General features: G+C 64.8%; 20 protein-coding genes. 8 read left to right on the top strand and 12 right to left on the bottom strand.

All coding sequences use genetic code 11. From position 1 onward, the window contains the following. The first annotated feature begins 112 nt into the window (after positions 1-112). From BRAS3843_RS37460 to feoB, 6 genes are all read left to right on the top strand, one after another. Complete coding sequence (locus tag BRAS3843_RS37460; protein WP_008974507.1) at positions 113-643, top strand: ClpXP protease specificity-enhancing factor SspB; 531 nt, start codon at positions 113-115, stop codon at positions 641-643. Between the two features lie 84 nt (positions 644-727). After that, positions 728-2152 (top strand): class II fumarate hydratase, encoded by a 1425-nt coding sequence (gene fumC / locus BRAS3843_RS37455; RefSeq protein ID WP_008974506.1) that lies wholly within the window; start codon positions 728-730, stop codon positions 2150-2152. Positions 2153-2414: 262 nt separating this feature from the next. Next, the gene (locus BRAS3843_RS37450) at positions 2415-2600 is read left to right on the top strand and encodes a DUF4169 family protein (protein ID WP_008974505.1); all 186 of its coding nucleotides are present in this window, start codon (positions 2415-2417) and stop codon (positions 2598-2600) included. After that, complete coding sequence (locus BRAS3843_RS37445) at positions 2600-2881, top strand: ribbon-helix-helix domain-containing protein (protein WP_008974504.1); 282 nt, start codon at positions 2600-2602, stop codon at positions 2879-2881. The genes BRAS3843_RS37450 and BRAS3843_RS37445 overlap by 1 nt, the downstream gene beginning before the upstream one ends. Positions 2882-2988: 107 nt before the next feature. Continuing rightward, a complete protein-coding gene (locus tag BRAS3843_RS37440; RefSeq protein ID WP_008974503.1) occupies positions 2989-3264 on the top strand; it encodes a FeoA domain-containing protein in 276 nt (91 codons plus the stop codon). A gap of 17 nt (positions 3265-3281) precedes the next feature. Further along, positions 3282-5153 (top strand): ferrous iron transport protein B, encoded by a 1872-nt coding sequence (gene feoB / locus BRAS3843_RS37435; protein WP_035984110.1) that lies wholly within the window; start codon positions 3282-3284, stop codon positions 5151-5153. A gap of 22 nt (positions 5154-5175) precedes the next feature. Here feoB and BRAS3843_RS37430 read toward each other — a convergent pair whose 3' ends face one another. Beyond that, entirely contained in the window at positions 5176-5967 is a 792-nt protein-coding gene (locus BRAS3843_RS37430; protein WP_008974501.1) for an NAD(P)H-dependent oxidoreductase, read from the bottom strand. A 91-nt stretch (positions 5968-6058) separates the two neighbouring features. Between BRAS3843_RS37430 and BRAS3843_RS37425 the strand changes: the two genes are divergently transcribed. Continuing rightward, positions 6059-6988 carry a LysR family transcriptional regulator gene (locus BRAS3843_RS37425; RefSeq protein WP_035984108.1) on the top strand — a complete coding sequence of 310 codons (930 nt, stop codon included), beginning with the start codon at positions 6059-6061 and terminating at the stop codon, positions 6986-6988. Here the strand turns inward: BRAS3843_RS37425 and BRAS3843_RS37420 are convergent. The 9 genes from BRAS3843_RS37420 to BRAS3843_RS37380 form a co-directional block, all read right to left on the bottom strand. Further along, positions 6985-10782: an AsmA family protein gene (locus BRAS3843_RS37420; RefSeq protein WP_008974499.1), complete on the bottom strand. Its 3798-nt coding sequence runs from the start codon at positions 10780-10782 to the stop codon at positions 6985-6987. The genes BRAS3843_RS37425 and BRAS3843_RS37420 overlap by 4 nt on opposite strands. Positions 10783-10953: 171 nt before the next feature. After that, the gene (locus BRAS3843_RS37415) at positions 10954-12186 is read right to left on the bottom strand and encodes a cytochrome P450 (RefSeq protein WP_008974498.1); all 1233 of its coding nucleotides are present in this window, start codon (positions 12184-12186) and stop codon (positions 10954-10956) included. Positions 12187-12272: 86 nt separating this feature from the next. Further along, positions 12273-13574, bottom strand: coding sequence for an MFS transporter (locus BRAS3843_RS37410; protein ID WP_008974497.1), 1302 nt, complete (start codon positions 13572-13574; stop codon positions 12273-12275). An 848-nt stretch (positions 13575-14422) separates the two neighbouring features. Then, positions 14423-15820: an MFS transporter gene (locus tag BRAS3843_RS37405; RefSeq protein ID WP_008974495.1), complete on the bottom strand. Its 1398-nt coding sequence runs from the start codon at positions 15818-15820 to the stop codon at positions 14423-14425. A gap of 364 nt (positions 15821-16184) precedes the next feature. Further along, complete coding sequence (locus tag BRAS3843_RS37400; RefSeq protein WP_008974494.1) at positions 16185-16724, bottom strand: transposase; 540 nt, start codon at positions 16722-16724, stop codon at positions 16185-16187. A gap of 69 nt (positions 16725-16793) precedes the next feature. Continuing rightward, positions 16794-17771, bottom strand: coding sequence for an NAD(P)-dependent oxidoreductase (locus tag BRAS3843_RS37395; protein WP_008974493.1), 978 nt, complete (start codon positions 17769-17771; stop codon positions 16794-16796). Between the two features lie 135 nt (positions 17772-17906). Beyond that, positions 17907-19757 (bottom strand): TRAP transporter large permease subunit, encoded by a 1851-nt coding sequence (locus tag BRAS3843_RS37390; RefSeq protein ID WP_008974492.1) that lies wholly within the window; start codon positions 19755-19757, stop codon positions 17907-17909. 189 nt (positions 19758-19946) lie between these two features. Next, positions 19947-20978, bottom strand: coding sequence for a TRAP transporter substrate-binding protein (locus tag BRAS3843_RS37385; protein WP_008974491.1), 1032 nt, complete (start codon positions 20976-20978; stop codon positions 19947-19949). Between the two features lie 165 nt (positions 20979-21143). Further along, positions 21144-22064 carry a LysR substrate-binding domain-containing protein gene (locus BRAS3843_RS37380; RefSeq protein ID WP_008974490.1) on the bottom strand — a complete coding sequence of 307 codons (921 nt, stop codon included), beginning with the start codon at positions 22062-22064 and terminating at the stop codon, positions 21144-21146. A 93-nt stretch (positions 22065-22157) separates the two neighbouring features. Between BRAS3843_RS37380 and BRAS3843_RS37375 the strand changes: the two genes are divergently transcribed. After that, positions 22158-22667 (top strand): cytochrome family protein, encoded by a 510-nt coding sequence (locus BRAS3843_RS37375; protein ID WP_008974489.1) that lies wholly within the window; start codon positions 22158-22160, stop codon positions 22665-22667. 52 nt (positions 22668-22719) lie between these two features. On the opposite strand, the gene BRAS3843_RS37370 is transcribed toward BRAS3843_RS37375, so the two are convergent. Further along, positions 22720-23532 (bottom strand): class III extradiol ring-cleavage dioxygenase, encoded by an 813-nt coding sequence (locus BRAS3843_RS37370; protein WP_008974488.1) that lies wholly within the window; start codon positions 23530-23532, stop codon positions 22720-22722. 22 nt (positions 23533-23554) lie between these two features. Next, a complete protein-coding gene (locus tag BRAS3843_RS37365) occupies positions 23555-23989 on the bottom strand; it encodes a DoxX family protein (protein ID WP_008974487.1) in 435 nt (144 codons plus the stop codon). Positions 23990-24072: the final 83 nt, after the last annotated feature.

The raw sequence follows: 24072 nt of genomic DNA, 5'->3' as shown, positions 1-24072 counted from the left end.
TTCGATGGATACTGACCTCGGCGCCCCGCCGGGTTACGATAGTGAAAAGCGCGAGTCGGGCCCCCTTTAGGCGCGAGCCGGCTTCCGGCATCATCTGAGTACAGGACCGATCATGGCGACGGATCATATTCGTTACGACGTGTTGGCACGCGAGGCGTTGCGCGGCGTGCTGCGCCGGGTGTTGAGCGACGCTGCCGCCCACGGCCTTCCCGGTGAACACCATTTCTTCATCACCTTCGTTTCGAAGGCCGAAGGGGTGAAGCTTTCGCCCCGGCTGCTCGCCCAGTACCCGGACGAGATGACGATCATCCTGCAGCACCAGTTCTGGGATCTGGAGGTCACCGAGGACCGCTTTGAGGTCGGCTTGTCGTTCGGCGGCATTCCGGAGCGGCTGGTGGTGCCTTTCCATGCGATCAAGAGCTTTTTTGATCCGTCCGTGCAGTTTGGCCTGCAATTCGACGCCTCGGAGGCAGTCGGCGAGGCGCCGCCTGCCCCGAATTTACCGGCCGCTCCTGCTCCCTCCGCGGTTGCCGCTCCGGCCGCGGCTCCAGTGGCCGCATCCGCGCCGGAGAAGTCCGAGCAACCGGCGCAGCCGAGCGAGGGCGCTGAAGTGGTTCGACTGGATCGTTTTCGTAAAAAATAGGCCGCGGAACGGCCGCTTCTTCAGTTAATTGAAGCATGCTTGAACCGGCCATCGCCGGTTCGTGACCAATTATGGGCATGTTTCATGGCGCAGTCAGCTCAACCAACGCAACGTCCGGCCACCCGCACGGAGACGGACAGCTTCGGCCCGATCGAGGTGCCGGCTGACCGCTATTGGGGAGCACAGACCGAGCGCTCCCGACAAAACTTCCGCATCGGCCAGGACCGGATGCCGCCGCAGATTGTGCGTGCGCTCGCCATCGTCAAGCTCGCCGCGGCCCAGACCAATCTCGAGCTCGGGCTCCTCGATCAGACGCTGGCGGACGCGATTGCGCGCGCCGCCCAGGAGATTATCGACGGCAAGCTCGACGATCAGTTTCCGCTGGTGGTCTGGCAGACCGGCTCCGGCACACAGACCAACATGAACCTGAACGAGGTGATCGCCAATCGCGCCAACGAGCTTCTCGGCGGCGAGCGCGGTGCCAAGCAGCCCGTTCACCCCAACGACCACGTCAATATGAGCCAGTCGTCGAACGACTCGTTTCCGACGGCGATGCACATCGCAGCCGCCCGCGCGATCGCCGACCACCTGACCCCGGCCCTGACCGAGCTTCTTGCGGCGCTGCGTGCCAAGGAGGAAGCCTTCGCCGATATCGTCAAGATCGGCCGGACTCACACCCAGGATGCAACGCCTTTGACACTGGGACAGGAGTTTTCCGGCTACGCAGCGCAGGTGGACAGCGCAATTGCGCGGATCGGGGCGGCCGCGAACGACCTCTTCCCGCTGGCGCAGGGCGGCACCGCGGTCGGCACCGGGCTCAATGCTGCACCGCAATTTGCACAATTGTTCGCTAAGCATGTTGCCAAGATCACCGGGCTTCCTTTCACCAGCGCGGCGAACAAATTCGAGGCGCTGGCATCGAACGACTCCTACGTTTTCGTGCACGGCGCGCTCAACTCTGCAGCCACCGGTCTGTTCAAGATCGCAAACGACATTCGCCTGTTGGGATCCGGACCACGCTCCGGACTTGGCGAACTAATCCTGCCCGAAAACGAGCCGGGCTCCTCAATCATGCCGGGCAAAGTCAACCCGACACAATGCGAGGCGATGACGATGGTGTGCTGCCAGGTGTTCGGCAACCACACGGCGATCACGGTGGCCGGCAGCCAGGGTCATTTCGAATTGAACGTCTACAAGCCGGTTATGGCTCATTGCATGATGCATTCAATTCAACTGTTGGGTGACGCGGCACGTTCGTTCACCGAACATTGCGTGACCGGCATTCGCGCCGACGAAAAGCGGATTCGCGAGCTGATGGAGCGCTCGCTGATGCTCGTCACCGCACTCGCGCCAAAGATCGGCTACGACAATGCCGCAAAGGTGGCAAAGGCGGCGCATCAGCGCGGCACGACGTTGAAGGAGGAGGCAACACGATTAGGTTTCGTATCAGAAGATGAGTTCGACCGCCTCGTACAACCTGAGAAGATGACCAGGCCTGGCCGATCATGATGGTAGTCCCGTAGTACTACGGGGGCTGATGCAATTGTAGCCGTTAACTCGTAAAGGATAGTGTCAAATAGATAGTTCTGCTGTGTGCGCGAATAAAACTATGTTCGTCTTTCGCAAAGCGGGATCGGAAGTTCGGTGTATCAGGAGCGATGACATGATGGTCTACATCCCGACTGAGTGTGCGTGCTCGGCTCGTGCCCTCGGATTGATTGTCGGGATGTGATTGTCGCGCTCTGCGATCTCTTTGATGATGGGAGTGAGCATGGGGGATGTAATCAACTTGAAGCGTTTTAAGAAGCGCATGGAGCGCGATGAGGCTGCGAAGACAGCCGATGCAAATCGCGCACGCTTTGGCAGGACCAAGGCCGAACGCGCGACCGACGCACAGCGGAAAATGCGTGCCGAGGAATTACTGGATCAACATCTCATCAAGGGCGAGGACGCGTGATGAAGTCGCCGGTCGTTAAACGTTCAATCGTCGTCGCAGGTCACAAGACCAGTGTCAGCCTCGAGGAGGCGTTCTGGAACGGCATGAAGGAGATCTCCGGACTCCGAAACATGACGCTCTCTGAACTGGTGGGAGAGATCGACAACAACCGCCAGCAGGGCAACCTGTCCTCCGCAATCCGGCTCTTCGTGCTCGATTACTTCAAGAACCGGGCGACCGGTGCATCCGGCGAAACAAAGCCTGCGGACGGGCGCCATCCCGCCACAGCTGTGGCTCCTTGAGCCAGATCAGACGGTCCTCCGCCGGACCTGTTTAAAATCGCTCTAAGGTGCGGCTGCATCACGCATGCCGCGCTTGACCTTCTGCCGAGCGATTGAAAATACAGGTCATGAGCGAAATCTGCGATAATCGGCCGCATCTGCCGCTGGGCCTGGCCCGGCGTGGCTATACCGGGACGATCCAACACCTGGCGGCGAGCGGGACCAGCTCGTCCCTGCCGGAAGTCGAGCTCGAAAGCCGGCTGATCGAGCTCGGCTTCGTCGAAGGCGCGCGGGTCGAAATCTTGCACGAGGGCATCGTCGGACGCGATCCGATCGCAGTTCGGGTCGACAACACGACCGTTGCCGTCCGCCGACGCGAAGCGATGGCCGTCATCGTGGCGTAAGCGCCGGGGCGCAGTGAATGGAAAGTGCGTTGATGCATGTCGCCCTGGTGGGCACGCCCAACAGCGGCAAGACCTCGCTGTTCAATGCGCTGACCGGCAGCCGGCAGAAAGTCGCCAATTACCCGGGTGTCACGGTCGAGCGCAAGGAAGGGGCCTTTGTCACCCCGCAGGGACGCCAGGTCTCGGTCGTCGACCTTCCCGGAACCTACTCGCTGCGCGGCCGCAGCCCGGACGAAGAAATCACCCGCGATTTCGTGCTTGGACGCGCCACCGGCGAAGTGTTGCCCGACCTGGTGTTGTGCGTGGCCGACTCCACCAATCTGCGGTTGACCATACGGCTTCTGCTCGAGCTGAAGAACACCGGCCGGCCGCTGGCGCTGGTGCTGAACATGTTCGACATCGCCAAGCGTCGCGGCGTCACCGTTGACGTGCCGCGCCTGTCCGAGGCCCTCGGGGTGCCCGTCGTCACCTCGATTGCCGTGCGCAAGGGCGGCACCACCGACCTGCTCAGGCTCACCGACGAGTTGCTGGCGCCAAGCCCCGCCCCGGATCGGCAGAACACCTGGCGGCCGCTGACCGTATCGGAACTGCGCGCCACCCAGCGTGAAGCCGATCGCATCATCGCCTCCGCCGTAACCCTGCCGGAGCGCCCGGACACCTGGACCGCGCGGATCGACGCCGTCGTGCTGCACCCCGTCGGGGGCCTCCTCATCCTGCTGCTGATCCTGTTCGTGATGTTCCAGGCCGTGTTTGCCTGGGCGCAGCCGTTGATGGAGCTGTTGTCCTCGGGCTTCGATACGGCCGGTCAGTTCGTCCATGACAAGCTGCCGGCGGGCCTGCTGCAAAGCTTCCTGCAGAACGGGGTGATTTCGGGCGTCGGCAGCGTCATCGTCTTCCTGCCGCAGATCATCATCATCTTCCTGTTCATCCTGCTCTTGGAAGATTTCGGCTATATGGCGCGCGCCGCGTTCCTGATGGACCGCATCATGGGCGGCGCGGGATTGCACGGCCGTGCCTTCATTCCGCTGCTGTCGAGCTTTGCCTGCGCCATTCCCGGCATCATGGCGACGCGCGTGATCGACAACCGCCGCGACCGGCTGACCACCATCCTGATCGCGCCCCTGATGACCTGCTCGGCGCGCATTCCGGTCTATACCCTGATCATTTCCGCCTTCATCCCGCCGACGCAGGTTTGGGGCTTCGTCAACCTGCAGGGGCTCGTGATGTTCGGGCTCTACGCGGCCGGGATCATCAGCGCGCTGCTGATGTCCTTCCTGATCAAGTTCTTCATGATGCGCGACTACCAGCCTGCGCCCTTCATGCTGGAGTTGCCCGACTACAAGATGCCGCGGCTGCGCAGCATCGCGATCGGCATCTACACCCGCGCCAAGATGTTCCTGCAGCGTGCCGGCACCACGATCTTCGCGATGATGGTGCTGATCTGGTTTCTGGCCTCGTTCCCGCAGCCGCCGGAGGGCGCCACCGAGCCTGCGATCAATTACAGCCTCGCCGCGATGATCGGACAGGCGATCGCGCCGCTGCTCAAGCCGATCGGCTTCAACTGGCAGATCGCCGTCGCCCTGGTCCCGGGCATGGCGGCACGCGAGGTCGCTGTCGCAGCTCTCGGCACTGTCTATGCCATCGAGGGCGGCAAGGAGGCCGCCGAGCAGATCGGCCAGGTGCTGGCGAGCAAATGGAGCCTGGCCACTGCGCTCGCGCTGCTCGCCTGGTACATCTTCGCCCCCCAATGCGCCTCGACGCTCGCCGTGATCCGCCGCGAGACCGGCAGCTGGCGCTGGATGGGCGTGACCTTCGCCTACATGCTGGCGCTTGCTTACGCAGCGAGCTTCGCCACCTATCACATCGCCGTTGCGCTCGGCGCGGGCTAGCGTCCCGCGCCTCGCGCAGCCGTCAGCCCGCGGCATCGTCCATATGCAGCGCGAAGCCGCGCGCATCGGGATCGCCGAGCTCGGCTCGGAGCTGCATCGCGGGGATCAGATAGTCGCCATGGTTCTGCCGCCGATACGGAATCGGTTTCGCGGTGAACAGCGTGCGCATCCGTTCACGAAGCTGGTCCGCAATCACCGTGAAGCCCGCCTCATCGAGGCGATTGACCCGATGCGCCACGAACGCCGGCAAGACATCGAAGCCGGGATAGAACAGGACGCCGTGGTTGATCGGAAACAGCAGATCCTCGATCGGACCATTGATGCCGCGCGCTGAATAATGCTCCTCCCATCCGCCGGTGCTTACGATGAGCATCGCGCGCTTGCCTGCGAACACGCCCTCGCCGTAGCGGTCGCCCCAACGCTTGTCGCTGTGCTCGCCGACGCCGTAGGTGAAGCCGTACGAATAGACACGGTCGACCCAGCCCTTCAGGATCGCGGGCATCGTGAACCACCACAACGGAAACTGCAGGATCACGGCGTCGGCCCACAGCAGCTTTTCCTGCTCGGCCCTGACATCGTCGGTCAGCCTGTGCGCCTTGAAAGCCTCGCCGGACGCAGTCGCCACATTCAACCGGGCGTCGGGCGCGAGCTGCGGAAAGTCGGCGCGATCGACGGCCGCCTTCCAGCCCATGGCGTAGAGGTCGGAGATCCTGACCTCATGGCCCTGGTCCTTGAGTTCGGCGACGGCGACGTCGCGCAAGGCGCCGTTGAGCGAGCGCGGTTCGGGATGGGCGAAAACAAGCAGAACATTCATGGCATCGATCCTTCGGTGGAACCGGGCCATGACATAGACGCGTGTCGATATATTCACTATATGTCGGCTATCGATAATATTATGCCAATTTATGGATAAATCAGACGTCAGCTTCGCGCATATGCGCAGCTTCGTCCGGGTCGCCGAACGCGGCAGCCTGTCGGCCGTAGCGCGCGAGCTCGGCGTCGGGCAGTCCACGATCACGCGTCACCTGCACGAGCTGGAGGATGCCGTCGGGGTGCCGCTGCTCAGCCGCACCACCCGCCGGGTGACGCTCACCGACGAGGGCAGCCGCTACTACGCAAACTGCATTCAAATCCTGCGGCTGATCGAGCAGGCCGGCGATGAGGCACGCGGCACGCAAGGTGCTGCGGCAGGCACCATCCGACTGTCCTGCACCGCGGCTTTCGGCGTCCTGCACGTCACCGGGCTGATCTTCGGCTTCCAGGACCGCTATCCCGACATCGCCATCGACCTGAGCCTCACCGACGAGCGTATCGACCTGGTGCGCGAGGGCGTCGACATCGCCCTGCGTCTGGCGCCCCTCACCGACAGCTCGATGAAGCTGCGCACCCTTGGTCATTCACACCGCCTGCTGGTCGCCGCCCCCGACTATCTGGATCGGCATGGCCGGCCGCTGGTGCCGCAGGAGCTGATCGGTCACGAGGGCATCCGCATGTCGAATGTGGCCGGCAGCGATGTCCTCACCCTGCAGTCGCCGGACGGCCACCGTGAGACGGTGCCGTTTCTCGGCCGCTTCCGCGTCAACCACGGGCTTGCGGTCCGCGAGTGCCTGCTTGCGGGCCGCGGCATCGCCGCCGCGCATCGCTGGCTGGTCGACGATCTGCTCGCCGATGGCCGGCTCACGCCGATCCTGCCGGACTATATCCTGCCCTCCGTGCCGCTCAGCATGCTGATCCTGCCCGAGCGCGCCGGCATCGCGCGCGTCAGGCTCCTGATCGACTATCTCGCCCACGAGATCGCGCGCCTGCCTGGCATCACTCCCGTCGCCGCGACCTAAGGATTCGAAAGCTGCGGCGTCAGCACCAGCGGCGGCCGCGGTCGCGGCTTCACCGGCACCGCGCCAGGCGCGGGCTTGATCTCGACCGGCGGCGGCAACGGAGCGATCTGCTGGCTGGCCGCAACCGGCGGCACAGTCGCCGGCGCCGGCGGTCCGGACAGCGGCGCCTGCGGCGGTGGCGTCTGTTGGCGCGGCCCACCGAGCTTGGCACGTGGATCAACCCGCCGCGGATCGCGCCCGGTTGCCGGCAAATCGGTCAGGCTTGGTGGCGCAGGGCCGGCATCGGAGGATCCCGGCAGCGACGCAGTGGAGGGTGGATAAGGCGGCGGCATCTCGCCGCGCGCAATGGCGTCGAGCCGGCGCGTCTCGCGATCGATCGCGCGCACCGCAAGCCACGACGACAGCGAGGTGACGTCGACACTGCGACTGAGGCTGTCGGGTGTGCCTGCCGCAAACAACCCGATCTCAGGGCGGCTGTTGGCGTTGCCGATCACCGTCGTGATCAGGCTCGCGCGGATATCGGCCTGATCGGCCGGGATGTCATAGCCACCGGAGACGATGGCGCGTGCATCCTTTGCTTCCAACGTCGTCGCACTGACGCGCATACGCCCGTCGCGGATGACGAACGGAATCTGCGCCGAGGCCACCGCCAGCGATCCCGCGGTCAGCGGCGGCTCGATGATCTGCCGCAGCTTGACATCGTCGGTGATCTGGCCGGCATCGAAGGCGCGCAGTGCCACGTCGAAGGCACGGGGATCGAGACCGGGAATCGACGCGCCGTCCAGCGTGACCGTGCCATTGCCAGACAGCGCGCTGGTCAGCGCCTGCAGGCTGCGTCCCTCGCTCGCGAGCGCCATCTGCGCTGAGACGCGGCCGGCCGGCATCTTCAGGCTGCGGTAGTGCAGCGCGTTGCCATCAACGTTTGCCAGCTCGATACGGCCGCTCATCGCCAGCCCGTTGGCGTTCGGCCGCGCATCGAGGGTTGCCGTGACGTCGCCGCCGCCGAGCCGGCCCTTGAGATTCTCGACCGTCAGCGTCTGCCCGTCGCTCTTGATCGTGCCGCCGATCGGGCGCAGCTCGCCACCGCCGGGCATCGCACCGCTGAGCGCCTGGAATGACAGCCGGCCACGCCATCCCTTCAAGAGCCCCGGACCGAGCGGCTCGGCGGCATCGCGGCCGATCGCGCCGATCGCGAGCGCAAGCACTTGGGGCACGTTGAGCGCGTCGAGCCCGAGTTCGCCATCGAGCTGCCTATCATCCTCGAGCGTCAGCGCGAGGCGGCCACGGAGCCGCGCGCCACCAGCAAGACCATCGATGTCGTCGAACGTCATCCGGCCCGCCGACAAGCCGACACGCGCGGATAGCCGGACGTTCTGCGCGGCCGCAACCTGCGGATTCAAGCCGACCATCGGCGCCAGATTCACGTTGCGGAGGCGCAGATTGAGATTGGCCTTGAGCAAATCGGCTGCGGCCAAGCTCAGGGCATTGGTCCAGGAGCCCGACGTGGATTCGACCGTGCCTTGCACCTCGCCGTCGAGACCGACGCCTGAGATCTTTGCTGTAACGCGCAGCGGCGCATGCCAATTTCCGCTGATATTGGTCTCAAACAGGCCGGGCCCGTTGCCGGTCGCGGCGACCCGATCCAGACCGAGCAAGGTGAGCAGCAGGCTGCCCTGCTCGGCTGAAATCTTGGTGTCCAGACCGACGTCGGTCCGGCTGACCGCGTCGAGGTCGAGATTGCGCAGCGCCGCCGCGGCCGGCTTTGCGGTCAGCGTGGCCGTGCTTTTGAGCTGCGGAGCGTCGAGATCGAGCACGGCTTTGGCCTGCGCGCGATCGGAGCTCGCCGGATCCTTGGCCAGATCGAGCGCAAGCTTGAGTCGCGCCGGCCCGGGGAGAGTTGCGGCCTTCTCCAAGCGCGTCGCGACGTTCGGCGCGAACGGTTGAACCAACGCGGTGATGTCGCGCAGCGACGCAGCGCTCGAGGTCAGGGCCAAGCGGCCAGTGGTCTCCGCGCGGTCGAACCGGCCGGATCCCTCGGTGGAAACGCCACCTTGGCCGAACTTCACCTGATCGAGCACGATGCTCTTCGGCCCGTAGGACAGCTTGGCGGTCAGCGGGCGCAAATCCTGGCCACTCCAGGTGGCGCGCGCAATATCGAGCGAAATGTCGGCATCCGCCGGCCACGCACCGTCAGGACCAGCCAGCGAACGTGCCAGCGCCATGGCGGCGTCGATATCGAGCCGCTCGCCCTTCAATGCCGCCTCGAAGCGCGATGCCGCGCCGGACGGCGTCACCAGCGCAACCCTGCCCTCGACCGCCCCTCTCTCCATCTCGGCCTTCAGACCTTCGACCGCGAACCGGTCGGGCCCGACGCTGACATTGCCGCGCAGGCGCAGCGGTCGCTGGCTGCGGTAGGTGGTCTCGGTGCGGCCCTGCAGCCAGGCCACCAACGCATCGGGATCAGACGAATCGAGATCGAGCGCGCCGGAGAAACCCGATGTGGCTGAAGTCGCCGCAATGGCTGTCTTGAACGTCAGATGGGTCGCGCCCGGCGCGCGCAGATCGACCTGCTGCAGGCTCCACGCCGTGGGCTCGCTGTGCAGCTTTGCCGTCACGTCCTGCACCGGACGTCCCGCCAGCGTGATCTGCTCGGTCGAGAGCTGGACCTCGGCAGGCAGCGGCAAGGTAGGAAGTCGCGCCAGCCACTCGCGCAATTCGGGCAGCGCGCGCACCGGCACGGTCGACTTGCGGTCGGCATTATCGTCGACCCCGAGCAGCCTGTCGGCGTCGAGCCGCCGCGCCGACAGCGTAGCCCGCAACAGCGGCGCCGCGCCGAAGCGCACCTCGCCGGTGCCGGCAAATTTCAGCGCCCGCTCCTCCTGGCCGAAGCTCACCTCGACCTGATCCAGCTTGGCGGCGGCGGGATCGGCCGCGACCTTGGCCGTCATTCGCCAGGGCGCATCGGTGATAGCTTGTTTGCCGCCTCGCGCGCTCGCCTGGTCCTTCGCCTCAGCCGGCTTGGTCTTGCCCTGCTCCTTCGACTGTTCCTTGTTCGACTGTTCCTTGGGGGGCGGCGAGGACAAGGTCAGCGCGCCGGTAAACTGCGGCGCGCGGTTGGCAAAGCTGATCAGGCCCTCGACATCGGCAACCACCGGCCGCTCGCCGGGATCGATATTGAGGTGCACGCGCAGGCCGCTGGAATCCCTGTCCTGGCTGGAGGAGACCCGAAACGGATAGCGGCTCCCCAGAATAGAAACGGCGCCGTCGCCGCGGAGCGAGCCGGCCAGCGAGCGGACGTCGCCCGAAAATACGATGTCATTGAGCTCGAGGGTGGAGTGGCTGGTCGCATCATGCAGCGCGACGCGGCCGGTCAGATTGAGGCGGTCGATCGACAGCGCCGCCAGATTGAACCGGCCGCCCCCGCCCGCCAGATCGACGCGGCCCTTTGGATCGAGCCCGAGATCGGCGGACATGCCGCTGACGGTGAGCTCGTTGGCCCGCCACTCGCCCCGCATCAGATCGCCGAGGCTGAACTCGACGTCGAGCTTGTCGGCGCGCAGCTTGCCGAGGTCGTTGGCGCCGCCGAAGGTGACCTGGCGCAGCCGCAAGGTCGGCGTCGGCAGCAGCCGCGCGTCGAGCGCGCCCGCGACCCGCACCGGCACGCCGATCACCTGGCTGGCCTCGGCCTCGAACTGGGGCCGGAACTGGTTCCAATCGACGAAATACGGCCCAATCAGCGCGGCAAGAAGCGCAAGGATGAAGGCAATCGCCAATCCGAGCAGGGTCGTCTGCACGGGGTCTCCCTCAAAGCACAACGCTCCGGCGCCCTGACCATCTATCCGCAGGCGGCCGCCTCCCCGCCACATCGCAATGCCGGAGCGCCAGATCATATAGGACGAAGTGCGGCGAAGTCACAGCATCATGCGACATTTAGCGGGCGCTGCACAACACCGTTCGCGGAATGGTTACCAGCGGGCCGGCAGCCGCTTCAGGCCGCGCAGCACGAAAGTCGGCCGCCATTCCGGATTGTCGGGGTCGTCCAGTTTCAGGTCAGGCAGCCGCCGCAGCAGGGTGCCGATCGCGACCTCCGCCTCGATCCGGGCGAGCTGGGCGCCCAGGCAATGATGGATGCCGCCGCCAAATGACAACGGCTTCACATTGGGCCGAGTGATATCGAGCTGTTCCGGCCGATCGGGATAAACGGCGGGATCGCGATTGGCCGAGCCCAGCAGGCAGAGCACGCCCTCGCCCTTGGGGATCCGCCTGCCGCCGAGATCCTCGATATCCTCCAGCGCGACGCGGCCGGTGAGCTGCACCGAGGAATCGTAGCGCAGGAACTCCTCGATCGCATTGGTGATCAGGTCGGGGCGCGCCTTCAACAGCGCCAGCTGATCCGGATTGCGGTGCAGGGCCAACAGCCCGTTGCCGATCAGATTGACCGTGGTTTCGTGGCCGGCGCCGAACAGGAGGATGATGTTGGCGGTCAGCTCCTCATGGCTGAGCTTGGCGCCGTCCTCTTCGGCCTGCAAAAGTTGCGTGGTCAGGTCATCGCCGGGCTGGCGCCGGCGCAGCTCGAACAGATGCTGGAAATAGGCCGTCGACACCGCGTTGCCGGCATTGCCCTCGGCGATTTCGGCCGGCGACAGCGGCACCGGATCGAGCAGACGGCCGCCTTCGCGCGAGCTCTTGTAGAAGCTTTCGCGATGCTCCTCCGGGATTCCCAGCATGTCGCAGATCACCGTTACCGGGAGGCGGAAGGCGAAATCCTCGATCAGATCCATCTGACCGCGCGGGATCACCTGATCGAGCGTCTGGTCGACAATCTCCTGGATCCGCGGGCGCATGTCCTCGACCCGGCGCGCCGTGAACGCTTTCACCACGAGGCCACGCAGGCGCGTGTGGTCAGGCGGATCCTGCTGCAGCATCCAATGCCCCATGCTGCGGAAGATCGGCTCCTCCATGATCTTCGGCCCGTAACGGCGCATGCTGCGGGCCACGAAATCCTTGCCGAACCGCTTGTCGCGCAGCACCAGGCTTGCTTCCGCATGGCGGCTGGCAAGGAAGGCGCCGAACGGCGTCACATGCATCGGATCGGTTTCGCGCAATTGCTGATAGAACGGGTACGGATCACGGATGAATTCCGGCGACAACGGATTGAACACCGGCGCGGCGGGTTTCGCCTGGACATGCTCGTTCATGGACGTTCCTTTCCCGTTTTGCGCCGATTAGCTCATTCTGAGATGGCCGGGGCAAGACCAAATCCGATCGCGACCGAACAACCCGATCATACCACCTCCACAGCCGGCCGCAGCCGATGCAATTGGCCGGCGACCGCGCGCACCTTGCGTGGCGCCGCGCACCAGACGGCGATCGCCGAAAGCAGGCTTGCGGCCATCGCGATCGCAAATCCGGGCGTGTAGCTGCCGGTGAGATCGTAAAGCACGCCGGTGACCCACGGGCCGGCCGCACCGCCGCAGAGAGCGATCAGCATGATGGTGCCGAAGATGGCTCCGAAATGCGGTCCCTGAAAGATTTCCAGGACCACCGCGCCCATCACGGAGGTGAGGCCGTAGCCGAGCACGCCCTGGCTCGCCACCATGACGTAGACGAGCAGCAGGGTCGGCGAGGCCTTGAGCGCGATCAGCGCCACGAAGCAGATCGTGAAGCCTAAGCAGCTGAAAACCCAGACCGCCTCGCGGCCGATGCGGTCGGAGAGATGGCCGAGCGCGATCTGACCGGGAATGCCGAGCAGGCTGACCGCGCCGAGCGCCCACACCGCGACATTCGGGCTGAAGCCGATCTCGAGCAGGTATTTGGTCTGGTGAACCTGCACGGCGTACCAGATGTACAGGCCGAAGAAGTAGCCGACTGAAAGCCACCAGAATCTCATCGTGCGCAGCGCCCGCGGCAAGGTCCAGTCGATAGCGGCCCAGGCGGGATCGACGATGTTGGAGACAGGCTTCGCGGCGGAGGCGGCCGGCGCGGCATCACCATCAGGCCGCAGCCCGAGATCCTCCGGTCGCTTCCGCAACAGAAGATTGATCGGCGCGAGCGCGATCAGCACGAGGAGACCCATGGCCGTGCACGCAGCGCGCCAACCTTGTTGCGCGATCATATGCTGGACCCAGGGCAAGAGCGTCACCGAGCCAATGCCGACACCGGCAAAGGCGATGCCGATCGCAAGCCCGCGGCGGCGGATGAACCAGTTCGGCAGGAACAGCGACTGGCCGGAATAACCCAGACAGACGCTGCCGGCCCCGACCATCACGCCGATCGTCACGTAAAGATGCCAGGGCTGTGACGTCAGTGGCGCCAGCAGCAGGCCGCCGGCCATCAGCGCCACCCCAAGCTCCATCACCGCGCGCGGACCGGTGCGGTCCATCAGCCGCCCGATCAAGGGGCTCACAATCCCCGACACCACGAAACCGAAGGAGAACGCGCCGGCCGTGATGCCGCGTTCCCAGCCGAACTCGGACAGAATGGGCGGAAAGAACAGCGAGAAGGCCGTCCGCGCGTTGACGCCGATTGCCATCGTGGCGAAGGTCACGGCGACGACGACCCAGCCATAGAAGAAGGGCAGTCGCATTGTTTCGTTTCTCTCCCTGATGACCGTTAGCATCATGTGCCTACGAACGGGTCAAGGATTTTGTGCGCGACGCCGTGCATTGTCACTTACGTCGGAGGTCAAGCCGGTCATGGATGGTTTGCAATGCACTTTCTCTATGCGTCTCCGAGCGCATCGTTATGAACGGCCGTCATCGCCCGGTTTAGCCGTTTCATTGAGAAAGCACGGCGTACTGGATCGCCCGCCGGAGCCTGTCATCGGGCTCGCCGGAGGCGAGACCCGGTGGCGGGCGATGACGGCCGGAACGCCGACTGACTTGCGGCCCAATGTCAAATAAACGCGCCATCACCTTCTCGCGGCGCGATTAGCGTCCGAGCTTTGCTATTCGGTTGCCCTCTTCAACAAAGAGAGCGCAGGGAATGCCGGGCGACGGCCTCGCCCATGGCCCGCCTGCAGAAAAAAAGCAGGCGGCAGTTACCACAGGTCCAGCCGGATCATCCGGCATTCCCTGCGCGATGGTTTTAACGCTTATACGTGATCTCCCTGGGGACCGGCTTTCTTGCCCCCTGCGCGACGCGTAAGCGTCGTCGCACGACCTCAGCTCCGGGAGGCCAGGACCACACGACTTCACGTCCATATCAGTTTGTTCGTCCGCCCGCGAAACAGCGCGCTGCAAACTGACACGTCCACCGCATCCCGCACTCAACGTTCGTGACGATCGCGAAGCGCCCCTCTTGGCGAGCACAGGACCCGCGAATGATCGTTGTGATTTGCCCGACACGGCAAGCGAAATCGGCTGCGACGCGTTGGCACGACGGGCAAAACGCGTCACAGCCGCCTGCTCGGTATGGCACCAGGTCATCGCGCCATCAGGCCGTGGCCGCGCCTCCGATCGAGCTCACGCGCTGCCGATCGTAATCCGGCTTGGCCATCGGCACCGCGGCGGGATCACCGAGATCGCGCACCGGGAGTCGATAGGTCTCGCGCGCGGACGCCGCAGCGACCGCCGCGACGATCGTGATCGCAAAGGTGATCGCGCCGATCGTGAACGGGATGTGCGCGGAACCCGGCGGCGCGACCGCTGCGAACAGCGCCGGCAGCAGCGCGGTGATCGTCGTGCCCGTGTTCTGCGAGATCGCCATCGCCGAGACCCGCGAGCGGGTCGGAAACAGTTCGGGATAGAAGCTCGGGAAGACCGCGTTGTATCCTTGATAGACAAGGCCCCACATCAGGATCGAGAGCAGAATCGCGAGCGGCACGTCCTTTGTACTGATGGCGTAGAGATAGCCGAAGGCGAGCAGGCCGGAGCCGAGCGCGCCGACGATGATCGGCGGCCGTCGGCCGATCCGGTCGGAGAGGCTGCCGACAAAGGGGATCACCAGCACGGCGGCGATATTTCCCAGCACGGGGATCCAGAGATAGACGTTCTTTTCGAAGCCGATCCCATAGGCCGGCTGGACCGCATAGGCCGCGCCGAAGATGGTTGCCACCACGGGAATGACGTTCATCAGCGCCATGCAGACCACGCGCAGCATGTCGCGCCAGCTGGACTGGAAGGCCTGCACGATCGGCGCTTTGGGCACCCTGCCCTGCTCCTCCTCCGCATTGAAGGCCGGCGTCTCCTCGACCTCGCGGCGAATGATATAGCCGGCGATGACGACGAAGAAGCTGAGCAGGAAGGGCACGCGCCAGCCCCAGCTCATGAAGGCGTCCTGCGACATGTAGGCCGCGATCGGCAGGAACACGGCGGCGGCGAGAATCTGCCCGGCCTGCACGCCCTGCAGCGCGAAGCTTGCATAGAAGCCGCGGCGCCCGAACGGCGCATGTTCGAGCACCATCGAGCTCGCGCCGGAAATCTCGCCGGCCACGGCAAAGCCCTGAATCAGCCTGAGCACAACCAGCAGGATCGGCGCCGCGACGCCGATCTGCTGATAGGTGGGCAAGAGGCCGACCGCCATGGTCGAGATGCCCATCAGGAACAGGCAGACCAGAAGCACGGTCTTGCGACCGTGGGTGTCGCCCCAATGTCCCAACACGAAAGCACCGATCGGGCGCGCCACATAGCCGACGCCGTAGGTCGCGAGCGACGCCACGATCGCGGCGGTCGGATTGGTGGACGGAAAGAAGATCTGCGGAAAGACCAGCGAGGCTGCGGTGGCGTAGATGAAGAAGTCATAATACTCGAGCGCCGATCCGATCCAGCCGCTCGCCGCCGCCTTTTTCGACTGGCTCTTGCCGTCCGCAGTCGCAGCTGCTGCGATACCCATGCGATGTCCCTCCCCTTCGACGCCAAACTCATCACGCGCACCCGGCTCCGTCGCTGCACCGCACTTGAGCGGAGCAGGTCAGACGTCGTCGAGCGGACGGCGCGCGATGCGACTGGCCAACACATCTGTTCGTGAGAATCATTTAGGAGGCATGCGGTGCCTTGCCCGCTGCACTCCGGCCGATTCCCTCCCGCCCCGGCGATGCTCATTGCACGGCGCCGCTCGAAGCATGGGCGAGATTAACAGACAAAGCTGCGGCAGCAAGGCGCTTTCACTGCGTGCGCTGCGTCATCGTCATCTGCACCCGCGCAGCATCATACCAGAAGTTCGTAGGATGGGTTGAGCGCGAGCGAAACCCATCGCTTCATTCACCTCGCTCGCCAAACTCCCCACTGTCATCCAAGTGATCGCCAGCCCAATCCATCGGATAGGCACCCGACTTGACCATCTGATGGAACGAAGAAGGCATCCAATCGCGAACACGCGTCACCAAACCATGCTTGACTGGATTGATGTGGATGTAATCGACATGCCGCGCAAAATCAGTCTCGTTGCGAATCGTGTGCTCCCAATAGCGCCGCTGCCAGATGCCACGCTCGCCCTTGGCTACCCGGCTGGCGGATATCCGTTCGCCGCCGGGGATATTGCGTGAGAAGCTGGACTTGATCAGGCGCCAGCGGGTCGCATAGTCGTCATCACCCTCCGGAAGAGTCCAGATCGTATGGAGATGATCGGGCAAGATCACGATTGCATCGATCGTGAAAGGATGACGCTCGCGCGTTTCTCGGAACGCGGTCCGCAGTATTTCAAGGTGGGCCGTTAAGAGTGCAAGTTTGCGATCCATCAGATTGACGGTGAAGAAGAAGCTTCCTCCGGGGATGAAGTTGCGGCGATAGTCGGTCATGCAAGCACCATAGCATGTTGCATGCATGATGGGTTTCGCTTCGCTCAACCCATCCTACACATCGCGCCATCACGGACGCCTGGTCCAATGCTCCGCATTGACGGCACCGACTGGCGCTTCGCCTTTGATGATGGACGCGACCTGCCGCACCGTCTCGGCGGCCTGATGCTCGATCGCCTGCGGCGTCAGCCCGCCGATATGAGGTGTGGCGATGACGCTGGGCAGGCGCGCCAGCTCCGGCGTGGGCATCTGGTCCGGGGCGCGGCCGACATCGATCGCGGCGCCCGCGATCCGCTGCTCGCGCAGCGCTGCAGCCAGCGCGGCCTCGTCGACGAGATTGCCGCGCGAGAGATTGATGAAGAACGCATGCGGCTGCATCCGCGCCAAAGCCGCCTGCCCGATCAGATTCTCGGTCTCCTCATTGGCGATGGCGAGACAGATGACGTAGTCGGCACGGGCCAGCAGATCGTCGAGTGCGACATGCTGGATGCCGGCCTCATCGATGGTGACGTAGGGATCGGCGACGAGCACCTCCATGCCGAGCGCCTGCGCGAGGGGCGCGAGATAGCGGCCGATGCTGCCATAGCCGATGATACCGATGCGGCTGCCGGCGAGCTGCCGGCCCATCACGATCTCGGGCTTGCGCCCGGCATGATAGTCCGCGGTCGCACGCGAGACGCCGCGCGACAGATCGACCATGAAACCGATCGCAAGTTCGGCCACCGCCGGCACGAAGCCCGGCGAGGCCCGCGTGACCAGTACGCCGGCGCTTGACGCTGCTGCGACGTCGACGTTGCGGATGTCGACCGCGCAGCGCACGAAGGCGCGCAAGCTCGGCAGCCGCGGGAAGATCTCGCCCCTGCCCTCGGTTACACGGTCGGCGACGATGATGTCCACGCCCTCGGCGGCGCAAACCAGAGCCGCGGCGTCCAGCGGCACATCGGAATCATGCAAGCGCACCTCGGCCAGAGCCTGCAGACCCTGCAGGCTGCGCTCGCCGTAATATTGCCGGCGGAATTCCGGCGTGTGGGTCAGCAGCACCTTCATGAGCTGTTTCCTTCAAACCCGATGAGCTTTCATCCAACGATGCGGCATTGCGTTCTGTCCCACCCTCCCCCTCAAGGGGAGGGTGCGACCTCCTATGATGCACCTGTATTAGCTCAACTCAGGCCCTCCGATTCCTCAATACCCGAGTGCGCGCGGCAGCGCGGTGCTGATCGAGGGCACGAACGCGACGACCAGAAGGCACAGGAACAGCAGGCCGAGATAGCCCGCGATCGGCTTGATCGTTTGTTCGATCGGCACCTTGCCGATCAGGCAGGCGCCGTAGAGCCCAAGGCCCAATGGCGGTGCAAAGAGCCCGATCCCCATCGCGATCACCAGCACCACGCCGAAATGAAGGGGATCGATGCCGAGCCTGACCGCGACGGGCAACAGCAGCGGGCCGAAGATGATCAGCGCCGCGGCGCCTTCCAGCACCGAGCCCATCACGATCAGCACCGCGATTGACAGCAGCATGAACAGCCACACGCCGTTGGTCTTCGACAGCGATAGCATGAGCTCGCCGACCGCATGCGGCACCTGCTGCAGCGTGAGGATGAAGGCCAGCGACTGCGCCGCGGCGACGATGAACAGCACCAGGCCCGAGCGCGTCGCGGCATGGATGAAGCTCGCGGTCGCCGCCTTGAGGCTGAGCTCGCGAAACATCGCAGCGCCAACCACGATGGCGTAGAGGGCGGCGAAAGCGGAGATCTCGGTCGCGGTGGCGAAGCCGGTCTTGAAGCCGGCGAAGATCAACACGATCAGCCCGAGCGAGGCGATGGCGCCGCTCCACAGGCCTGAAACCGCCGGCCCTTGCGGCCGATCGACAGGCTCCGGTCGGCGGCCGAACAGGATGGAGACCGTGATCAGAGCCAGCGCCATCAGTCCGGCCGGCAACAGGCCTGCGACGAACAGGCCGCCGATCGAGAGATTGGCGACGAAGCCCAAGATGATCAGGTTGATGCAAGGCGGAATGGTCTCGGCCATGACCGCGGAAGCCGCCAGCAGCGCGACCGCGCCGCCCGGATTCTGCTTGGCGCGGCGCGCGGCCGGAATCAGCACCGAGCCGACCGCGGCGACGTCGGCCATCTTGGAGCCGGAGATGCCGGAGAACAGCACCATCGACGTCACCATCACGACGTTGAGGCCGCCGCGCATGTGGCCGACGCCGCGCTGCAGCAGCTCGATCAGCCGCACCGACATGCCGTTGGCTTCCATCAGGTAGCCGACCAGGATGAAGAACGGGATCGCCAGCAACACGAAATTGTCGATGCCGCGCGCCATCTGCTGCGCGAAGATGACGCCGGGCAGCGTGCCCTCGACCCAGATGAAGATCAGCGCGGCCAGCGCCAGCGCAAAGCCGATCGGCAGCCCGCCGAACAAAGTGACGAAGAAGCCGATCAGCATCAGCACGCCTGACGACGGCACGCTGTCTGGTGCAAGGTAATCCCAGGCGAGATAGACCCCGACAATGATCGCCGTCGCAACGACGCCTGCGACCATGGCGCGGACTGGACGTGCGCGAAAAATGTCGAGCGCGAAGATGGTCATCAACAGCGCGCCGACGCCCATCGGATAAAAGGTCAGCTCCAGCGGCAGCCCCGAGCCGGTGGTCTGGCCGGCGGTGAGCGAGCCGAGCTTCAGCGCATTGAAGGCGACGGTGGCGGAAACGAGCACGACCAGCACCGCGCCGATCGCATCGACCACGGGCCGGATCTTCGAGGGCAGCAGGTCGGCAAAGAAGGCGACCCCGAGATTCTCGGAGCGGGCGAGCGCGCTCGCGGCGCCGAAGAAGCTCGAGCCGACCATCAACCCGCGCGCGACGTCGTCGGACCATTCGACCGGCGCATTGAACAGGAAGCGCGCGAGCACCGAGCCGCAGACCACCAGAAGATCGGCGGCCAGCAACAGCGCCGCGATCGCGTCGCTGAGGATGAGGAGCGACGCCACCAACCAATGACGCCGTGTGGGGGCGGCGGCAACCGTGGTCATGAGGGACTATCAGGGTTGGCGTCAGAGCTGTCACACCACGCGCGCTCGTCATGCCCCGCGCAGGCGGGGCATCCAGTACGCCGCAGCCTATCGATCAGTGCGAACGTCTCTGGAATACTGGATCGCCCGCCTTCGCGGGCGATGACGGTTGCGGCCGTGGAAACCATCTGAGTCAGACTCACAGCAGCTTCACGCCTGCGTCGATCGGATCAAATCGATCACGGGCTTCGCCTCGGGACGCGCCTTGATGAAGTTGTCGGTCTGCGGCGCCACCCGCTTGCGGAAGGCCTCCCGATCGCATTCCACCACGCTCACGCCCTTTTCGGCCAAGGCCGCGAGCGCCTCCTTCTCGACTGCAAGCCCATGCGCGCGGGTGTCGGCCGCGGCCTTGTTGGCGGCATCGAGGAAGCCCTCGCGCAGTTTCGGATCCATGCGGTTGAAGGTCATCTCGCTGAAATAGATCGCGAGCGGTGAGAAGATGTGCTGGGTCAGCGCGTAGTTCTTCGCGGTCTCGTAGAACTTGCTGGCGAGAATGGTCGGCGGATCGTGCTCGAGCCCGTCGAGCACGCCGGCCTGCAGCGCGGTATAGATCTCGCCGAAGGCGAGCGGCGTCGCGGCAGCGCCCATCAGCCGCAGACATTCGGTGATGATCGGATTGGGCAACGTCCTGATCTTGAGCCCGGCGAGATCGTCCGGGGTCTCGACCTTCTTCTTCGCCAGCACGCTGCGCGAGCCGAAATTATAGGCCCAGGCGATGATGCGGATGTTCCCGCCCTTGAGCAGCGCCGCCTCGATCGGCTTCGCCGCGCCGGCATCGAAGGCCTTGGTCTGTTGCGGGAAACTGGTGAAGAGGTAACCGAGATCGAAAGTGCCGACCAGCGGCACCAGATTGGCCGAGATCGACGACCCCGACACCATGAGATCGATGACGCCGAGCTTGACCGAATTGATGACGTCGATCTCCTGGCCGAGCTGATTGTCGGGAAAGAAGGCAACGTCGACCTGATCACCGAGACCGTTCGCCTTCAGGCTCTTCACCAGATTGTCGTAATAGACCCGGCCGTTGGCAAATTTCGGATCGTTCGGCAGCGACGACGAGCATTTCAGTTTCAAGGTCGCAGCCTCGGCACGACCGATGATCGCAGGGCTGGCCGCGAGCCAGGATGCGGCGGCCGCCGATGATTGGATGAACCTGCGGCGGCTGACTGACGCTGATGCCATGGCGCTTCCCCGGACTTGTTCTTTTGCGCAGCGCTTTTGTGGCGCAGCCGCTTATGTCCGGACTGTATGATCAAAGCGCAGCCGCAGGCAAGGCCGGCCCTGGTCACGGCGCGGATGCGACGAAGGCTGTTGACACTCACACCATGGTGCAAGTGCGGTGGTTCCTCACACCGCGGCCATCTCGCGAATTTGCCGCGTGGCGGCCTGCGCGATCAGCTTGCCGAGTGCGGCGAAGTCGTCCTTGCGCGGCGAGGTCCGGCGGAAGGCGAGCCCCACCACGCGCTTCGGCTCGGGATCGGAGAAGCGCATCAGCTTGATGTCGCCGCGCCGGCATTCGAGATCGACCGAAAGTTCGGGCAACAAGGTCATGCCGAGCCCGTTCGACACCATCTGCACGATGGTCGAGAGGTTCGACGCACCGAACGTGTCGATATTGTCGACCCGGCGCAGGTTGCAGAACGACAGCGCCTGGTCGCGCAGGCAATGTCCTTCCTCCAGCAGCAGCAGCCGGTCCTGCTGCAGGAGTTCCGGCGTCGCACGCACGCGGCTGGTCGAGATCTCGCGCGATTTCGGCAGCGCCAGCAGGAAGCGGTCGCTGAACAGGCGGATGGTCTCGATATCGGGGTGATCGACCGGCAGCGCCAGCAGCAACAGATCGAGCCCGCCCTCGAGCAGCCGCTCGACCAGCGCCTGGGTCTGGGTCTCGCGCAAATGCAGGTCGAGATCTGGAAAGCGGCCGCGGATCAACGGCAGTGCCGATGGCAGCACGTAAGGCGCGAGCGTCGGGATCACGCCGAGATGCAGCGCACCGGCGAGCGTGCCGCGCTGGCGGTGCGCCGTATCGATGATGTCGCGGACATTGGCCAGCACACGCTCGGCGCGCGCTGCGATCTCGCGGCCGGCCTCGGTCAGGATCACGCCCTTGCGGCTGCGCTCCAGAAGCTGCACGCCGAGCGTCTGCTCCAGATCCTGGATCTGCATCGAGAGCGCCGGCTGCGTCACCGCGCATTGCTCGGCCGCCTTGCCGAAATGCGACAGCCGCGCCACCGCATCGAAATAACGAAGCTGCTTGAGCGAGATACTCATGATCAGATTTCCTTATTATGACTTAAAAATACTACGATTGGAGCTGATCAGCAATGATCGATACGGTCCAAATCGCCTCGGGAGACATCACTCATGCGCAAACGGTCGATCAGTTCTCGCGTCCTCGCAGCCGCCGCCGTGGCGAGCATCGCCGCGGCAGCTTATCTCGGGACCGCGCTGGAGCTGCGGGCCGGTGCCCCGGTCGAGCCTGCGCCCTATCTTCCGAGCATCAGCGATCTCATGATCTCGACCATCCAGCCGCGCCACATCAGGCTATGGATCGCCGCTCATGAAGGAAATTGGGAGTTTGGCGCCTACGAACTCGGCAATTTGAAGGGCGCCTTCAATCGTCTCGGCCACGCCCATCCTACCGTCGAGGCCAATTCGCTTCCCGACATGGTGAGTGCCGTCACCGGGCAGCCGTTTGCGGATCTCACCGCAGCGGTCAAGGCGAAAGACCTGGCCGCATTCGACAAGTCCTATGCGGATCTGACGTCGGCCTGCAATTCCTGCCACCAGGCACTCAATCACGGCGCTGTCGTCATCAAGGTTCCGCAACAGGCCGCGGTGAGTGACCAGGATTTCAGTCCGAGATCACCATGACGCGAGCGACATCGTCACCGACTGACCGGCAAGAGCCATAGAGAAACACTGATCACGCCGCGACCGCGGTCTCGCTCGCGGCGTGGAAGGCGTAGACGTCCATCCGCAGCACGCCGTAATTGGCGCTGTTGTGCAGCCGTTCCACGCGCGCGCCTTCGCCGGCGGCGCCGAGCGCGGCAAACAGCGGCAGGAAGTGCTCGTCGGTCGGATGGTTCTTGACCGCAAACGGTGCACGGTTGCGATAGTCGAGCAGGTCATCGACGCGGCCCGCGATCGCCGCCTCGTGCACCCAGTCGGCGAACGCATCGACCCAGGGCAACGCCGGCGCGTTCAGTTCGGGCCGCCGCACCCGGAACTCGGCGAGATTGTGGGTGAAGCTGCCGCTGCCGATGATCAGCACGCGCTCATCGCGCAACGGCGCCAGCGCGCGGCCGAGCGCGAGATGATGCTTGGGCCCGCGCTCGGTCTGGATCGAGAGCTGCAGCACCGGGATGTCGGCGTCCGGATACATCAGGAGCAGCGGGATCCAGGCGCCGTGATCGAGCCCGCGGGCCCGATCGATCGTCGTCGGCAGGCCCGCAGCCTCCAGCCGCTGCGCAATCTCTTGCGCAAGCGCGGGCGCGCCGGGCGCGGGATAGCGCAGCTCATAGAGCGGGCGCGAAAAGCCGTAGAAATCGTAGATGGTGTCGTTGACGGCGACGGCATTGACCTCGGGCTCGGCCGTCTCCCAATGCGCCGAGACCACCAGGATCGCCTTGGGCCGCGGCAGACCGCGGCCGAGATCGATCAGGAACTGCCGCGCCGGCGTATCCGTCAGCGGCAGCATCGGCGATCCGTGCGACACGAACAGGCTCGGCAGTGTCATGTTCAATCCTCCGCTCAAGAGGTCAATGCGCGCTGCGCAGCGCGCCATCGGCCACGTTCGCACGCGGCGCGCGCAACGCAAAGGCCCCGTCGCCGAGCAGCGCCTGCACGATCAAGGCAACGGCCCAGAACGCCGGATATTCCCAGCCGCCCTTCGGGTTGTTGAAGAAGAAGCCGGCCGCGCCATGCACGGTAAAGATGGCGCCGAGCAGGATCGGCACTGCGGCGAGCGCCGCCCAGCGGGTGTAGAGACCGAGGATGAGCGCAATGCCGGCCAGGATCTCGGCGGTCATCACGATATAAGCGAGCTCCTCCGGCAGGCCGATGCTGCCGAAGAATTTGGCCGTGCCGGCCGGCGTGAAGACGAACAGCTTCAGGCTGGCATGAGCCAGGAACAGGCCGCCCAGGGTCAGGCGAAGCAGAAGCGCGGCATAGGGCGCGGTGCGGGAATCGATCATTTCAGCCTCCGTTTGGGGTTTACCGCCCCATATGGATCATTTCCCGGAGGACGATAATCTGGTACGCAGGAAAGATACTTCAC

Source organism: Bradyrhizobium sp. STM 3843 (assembly GCF_000239815.1).
GTDB lineage: Bacteria > Pseudomonadota > Alphaproteobacteria > Rhizobiales > Xanthobacteraceae > Bradyrhizobium.
Note: the sequence above shows the minus strand (reverse complement) of the source record. Positions and strands in the feature narration are given on the sequence as shown.

Coding starts and splice junctions, on each gene's coding strand:
- BRAS3843_RS37460 (WP_008974507.1), top strand. CDS start 113: ATGGCGACGGATCATATTCGTTACGACGTGTTGGCACGCGAGGCGTTG.
- fumC (WP_008974506.1), top strand. CDS start 728: ATGGCGCAGTCAGCTCAACCAACGCAACGTCCGGCCACCCGCACGGAG.
- BRAS3843_RS37450 (WP_008974505.1), top strand. CDS start 2,415: ATGGGGGATGTAATCAACTTGAAGCGTTTTAAGAAGCGCATGGAGCGC.
- BRAS3843_RS37445 (WP_008974504.1), top strand. CDS start 2,600: ATGAAGTCGCCGGTCGTTAAACGTTCAATCGTCGTCGCAGGTCACAAG.
- BRAS3843_RS37440 (WP_008974503.1), top strand. CDS start 2,989: ATGAGCGAAATCTGCGATAATCGGCCGCATCTGCCGCTGGGCCTGGCC.
- feoB (WP_035984110.1), top strand. CDS start 3,282: ATGGAAAGTGCGTTGATGCATGTCGCCCTGGTGGGCACGCCCAACAGC.
- BRAS3843_RS37430 (WP_008974501.1), bottom strand. CDS start 5,967: ATGAATGTTCTGCTTGTTTTCGCCCATCCCGAACCGCGCTCGCTCAAC.
- BRAS3843_RS37425 (WP_035984108.1), top strand. CDS start 6,059: ATGGATAAATCAGACGTCAGCTTCGCGCATATGCGCAGCTTCGTCCGG.
- BRAS3843_RS37415 (WP_008974498.1), bottom strand. CDS start 12,186: ATGAACGAGCATGTCCAGGCGAAACCCGCCGCGCCGGTGTTCAATCCG.
- BRAS3843_RS37410 (WP_008974497.1), bottom strand. CDS start 13,574: ATGCGACTGCCCTTCTTCTATGGCTGGGTCGTCGTCGCCGTGACCTTC.
- BRAS3843_RS37405 (WP_008974495.1), bottom strand. CDS start 15,820: ATGGGTATCGCAGCAGCTGCGACTGCGGACGGCAAGAGCCAGTCGAAA.
- BRAS3843_RS37400 (WP_008974494.1), bottom strand. CDS start 16,724: ATGACCGACTATCGCCGCAACTTCATCCCCGGAGGAAGCTTCTTCTTC.
- BRAS3843_RS37395 (WP_008974493.1), bottom strand. CDS start 17,771: ATGAAGGTGCTGCTGACCCACACGCCGGAATTCCGCCGGCAATATTAC.
- BRAS3843_RS37390 (WP_008974492.1), bottom strand. CDS start 19,757: ATGACCACGGTTGCCGCCGCCCCCACACGGCGTCATTGGTTGGTGGCG.
- BRAS3843_RS37385 (WP_008974491.1), bottom strand. CDS start 20,978: ATGGCATCAGCGTCAGTCAGCCGCCGCAGGTTCATCCAATCATCGGCG.
- BRAS3843_RS37380 (WP_008974490.1), bottom strand. CDS start 22,064: ATGAGTATCTCGCTCAAGCAGCTTCGTTATTTCGATGCGGTGGCGCGG.
- BRAS3843_RS37375 (WP_008974489.1), top strand. CDS start 22,158: ATGCGCAAACGGTCGATCAGTTCTCGCGTCCTCGCAGCCGCCGCCGTG.
- BRAS3843_RS37370 (WP_008974488.1), bottom strand. CDS start 23,532: ATGACACTGCCGAGCCTGTTCGTGTCGCACGGATCGCCGATGCTGCCG.
- BRAS3843_RS37365 (WP_008974487.1), bottom strand. CDS start 23,989: ATGATCGATTCCCGCACCGCGCCCTATGCCGCGCTTCTGCTTCGCCTG.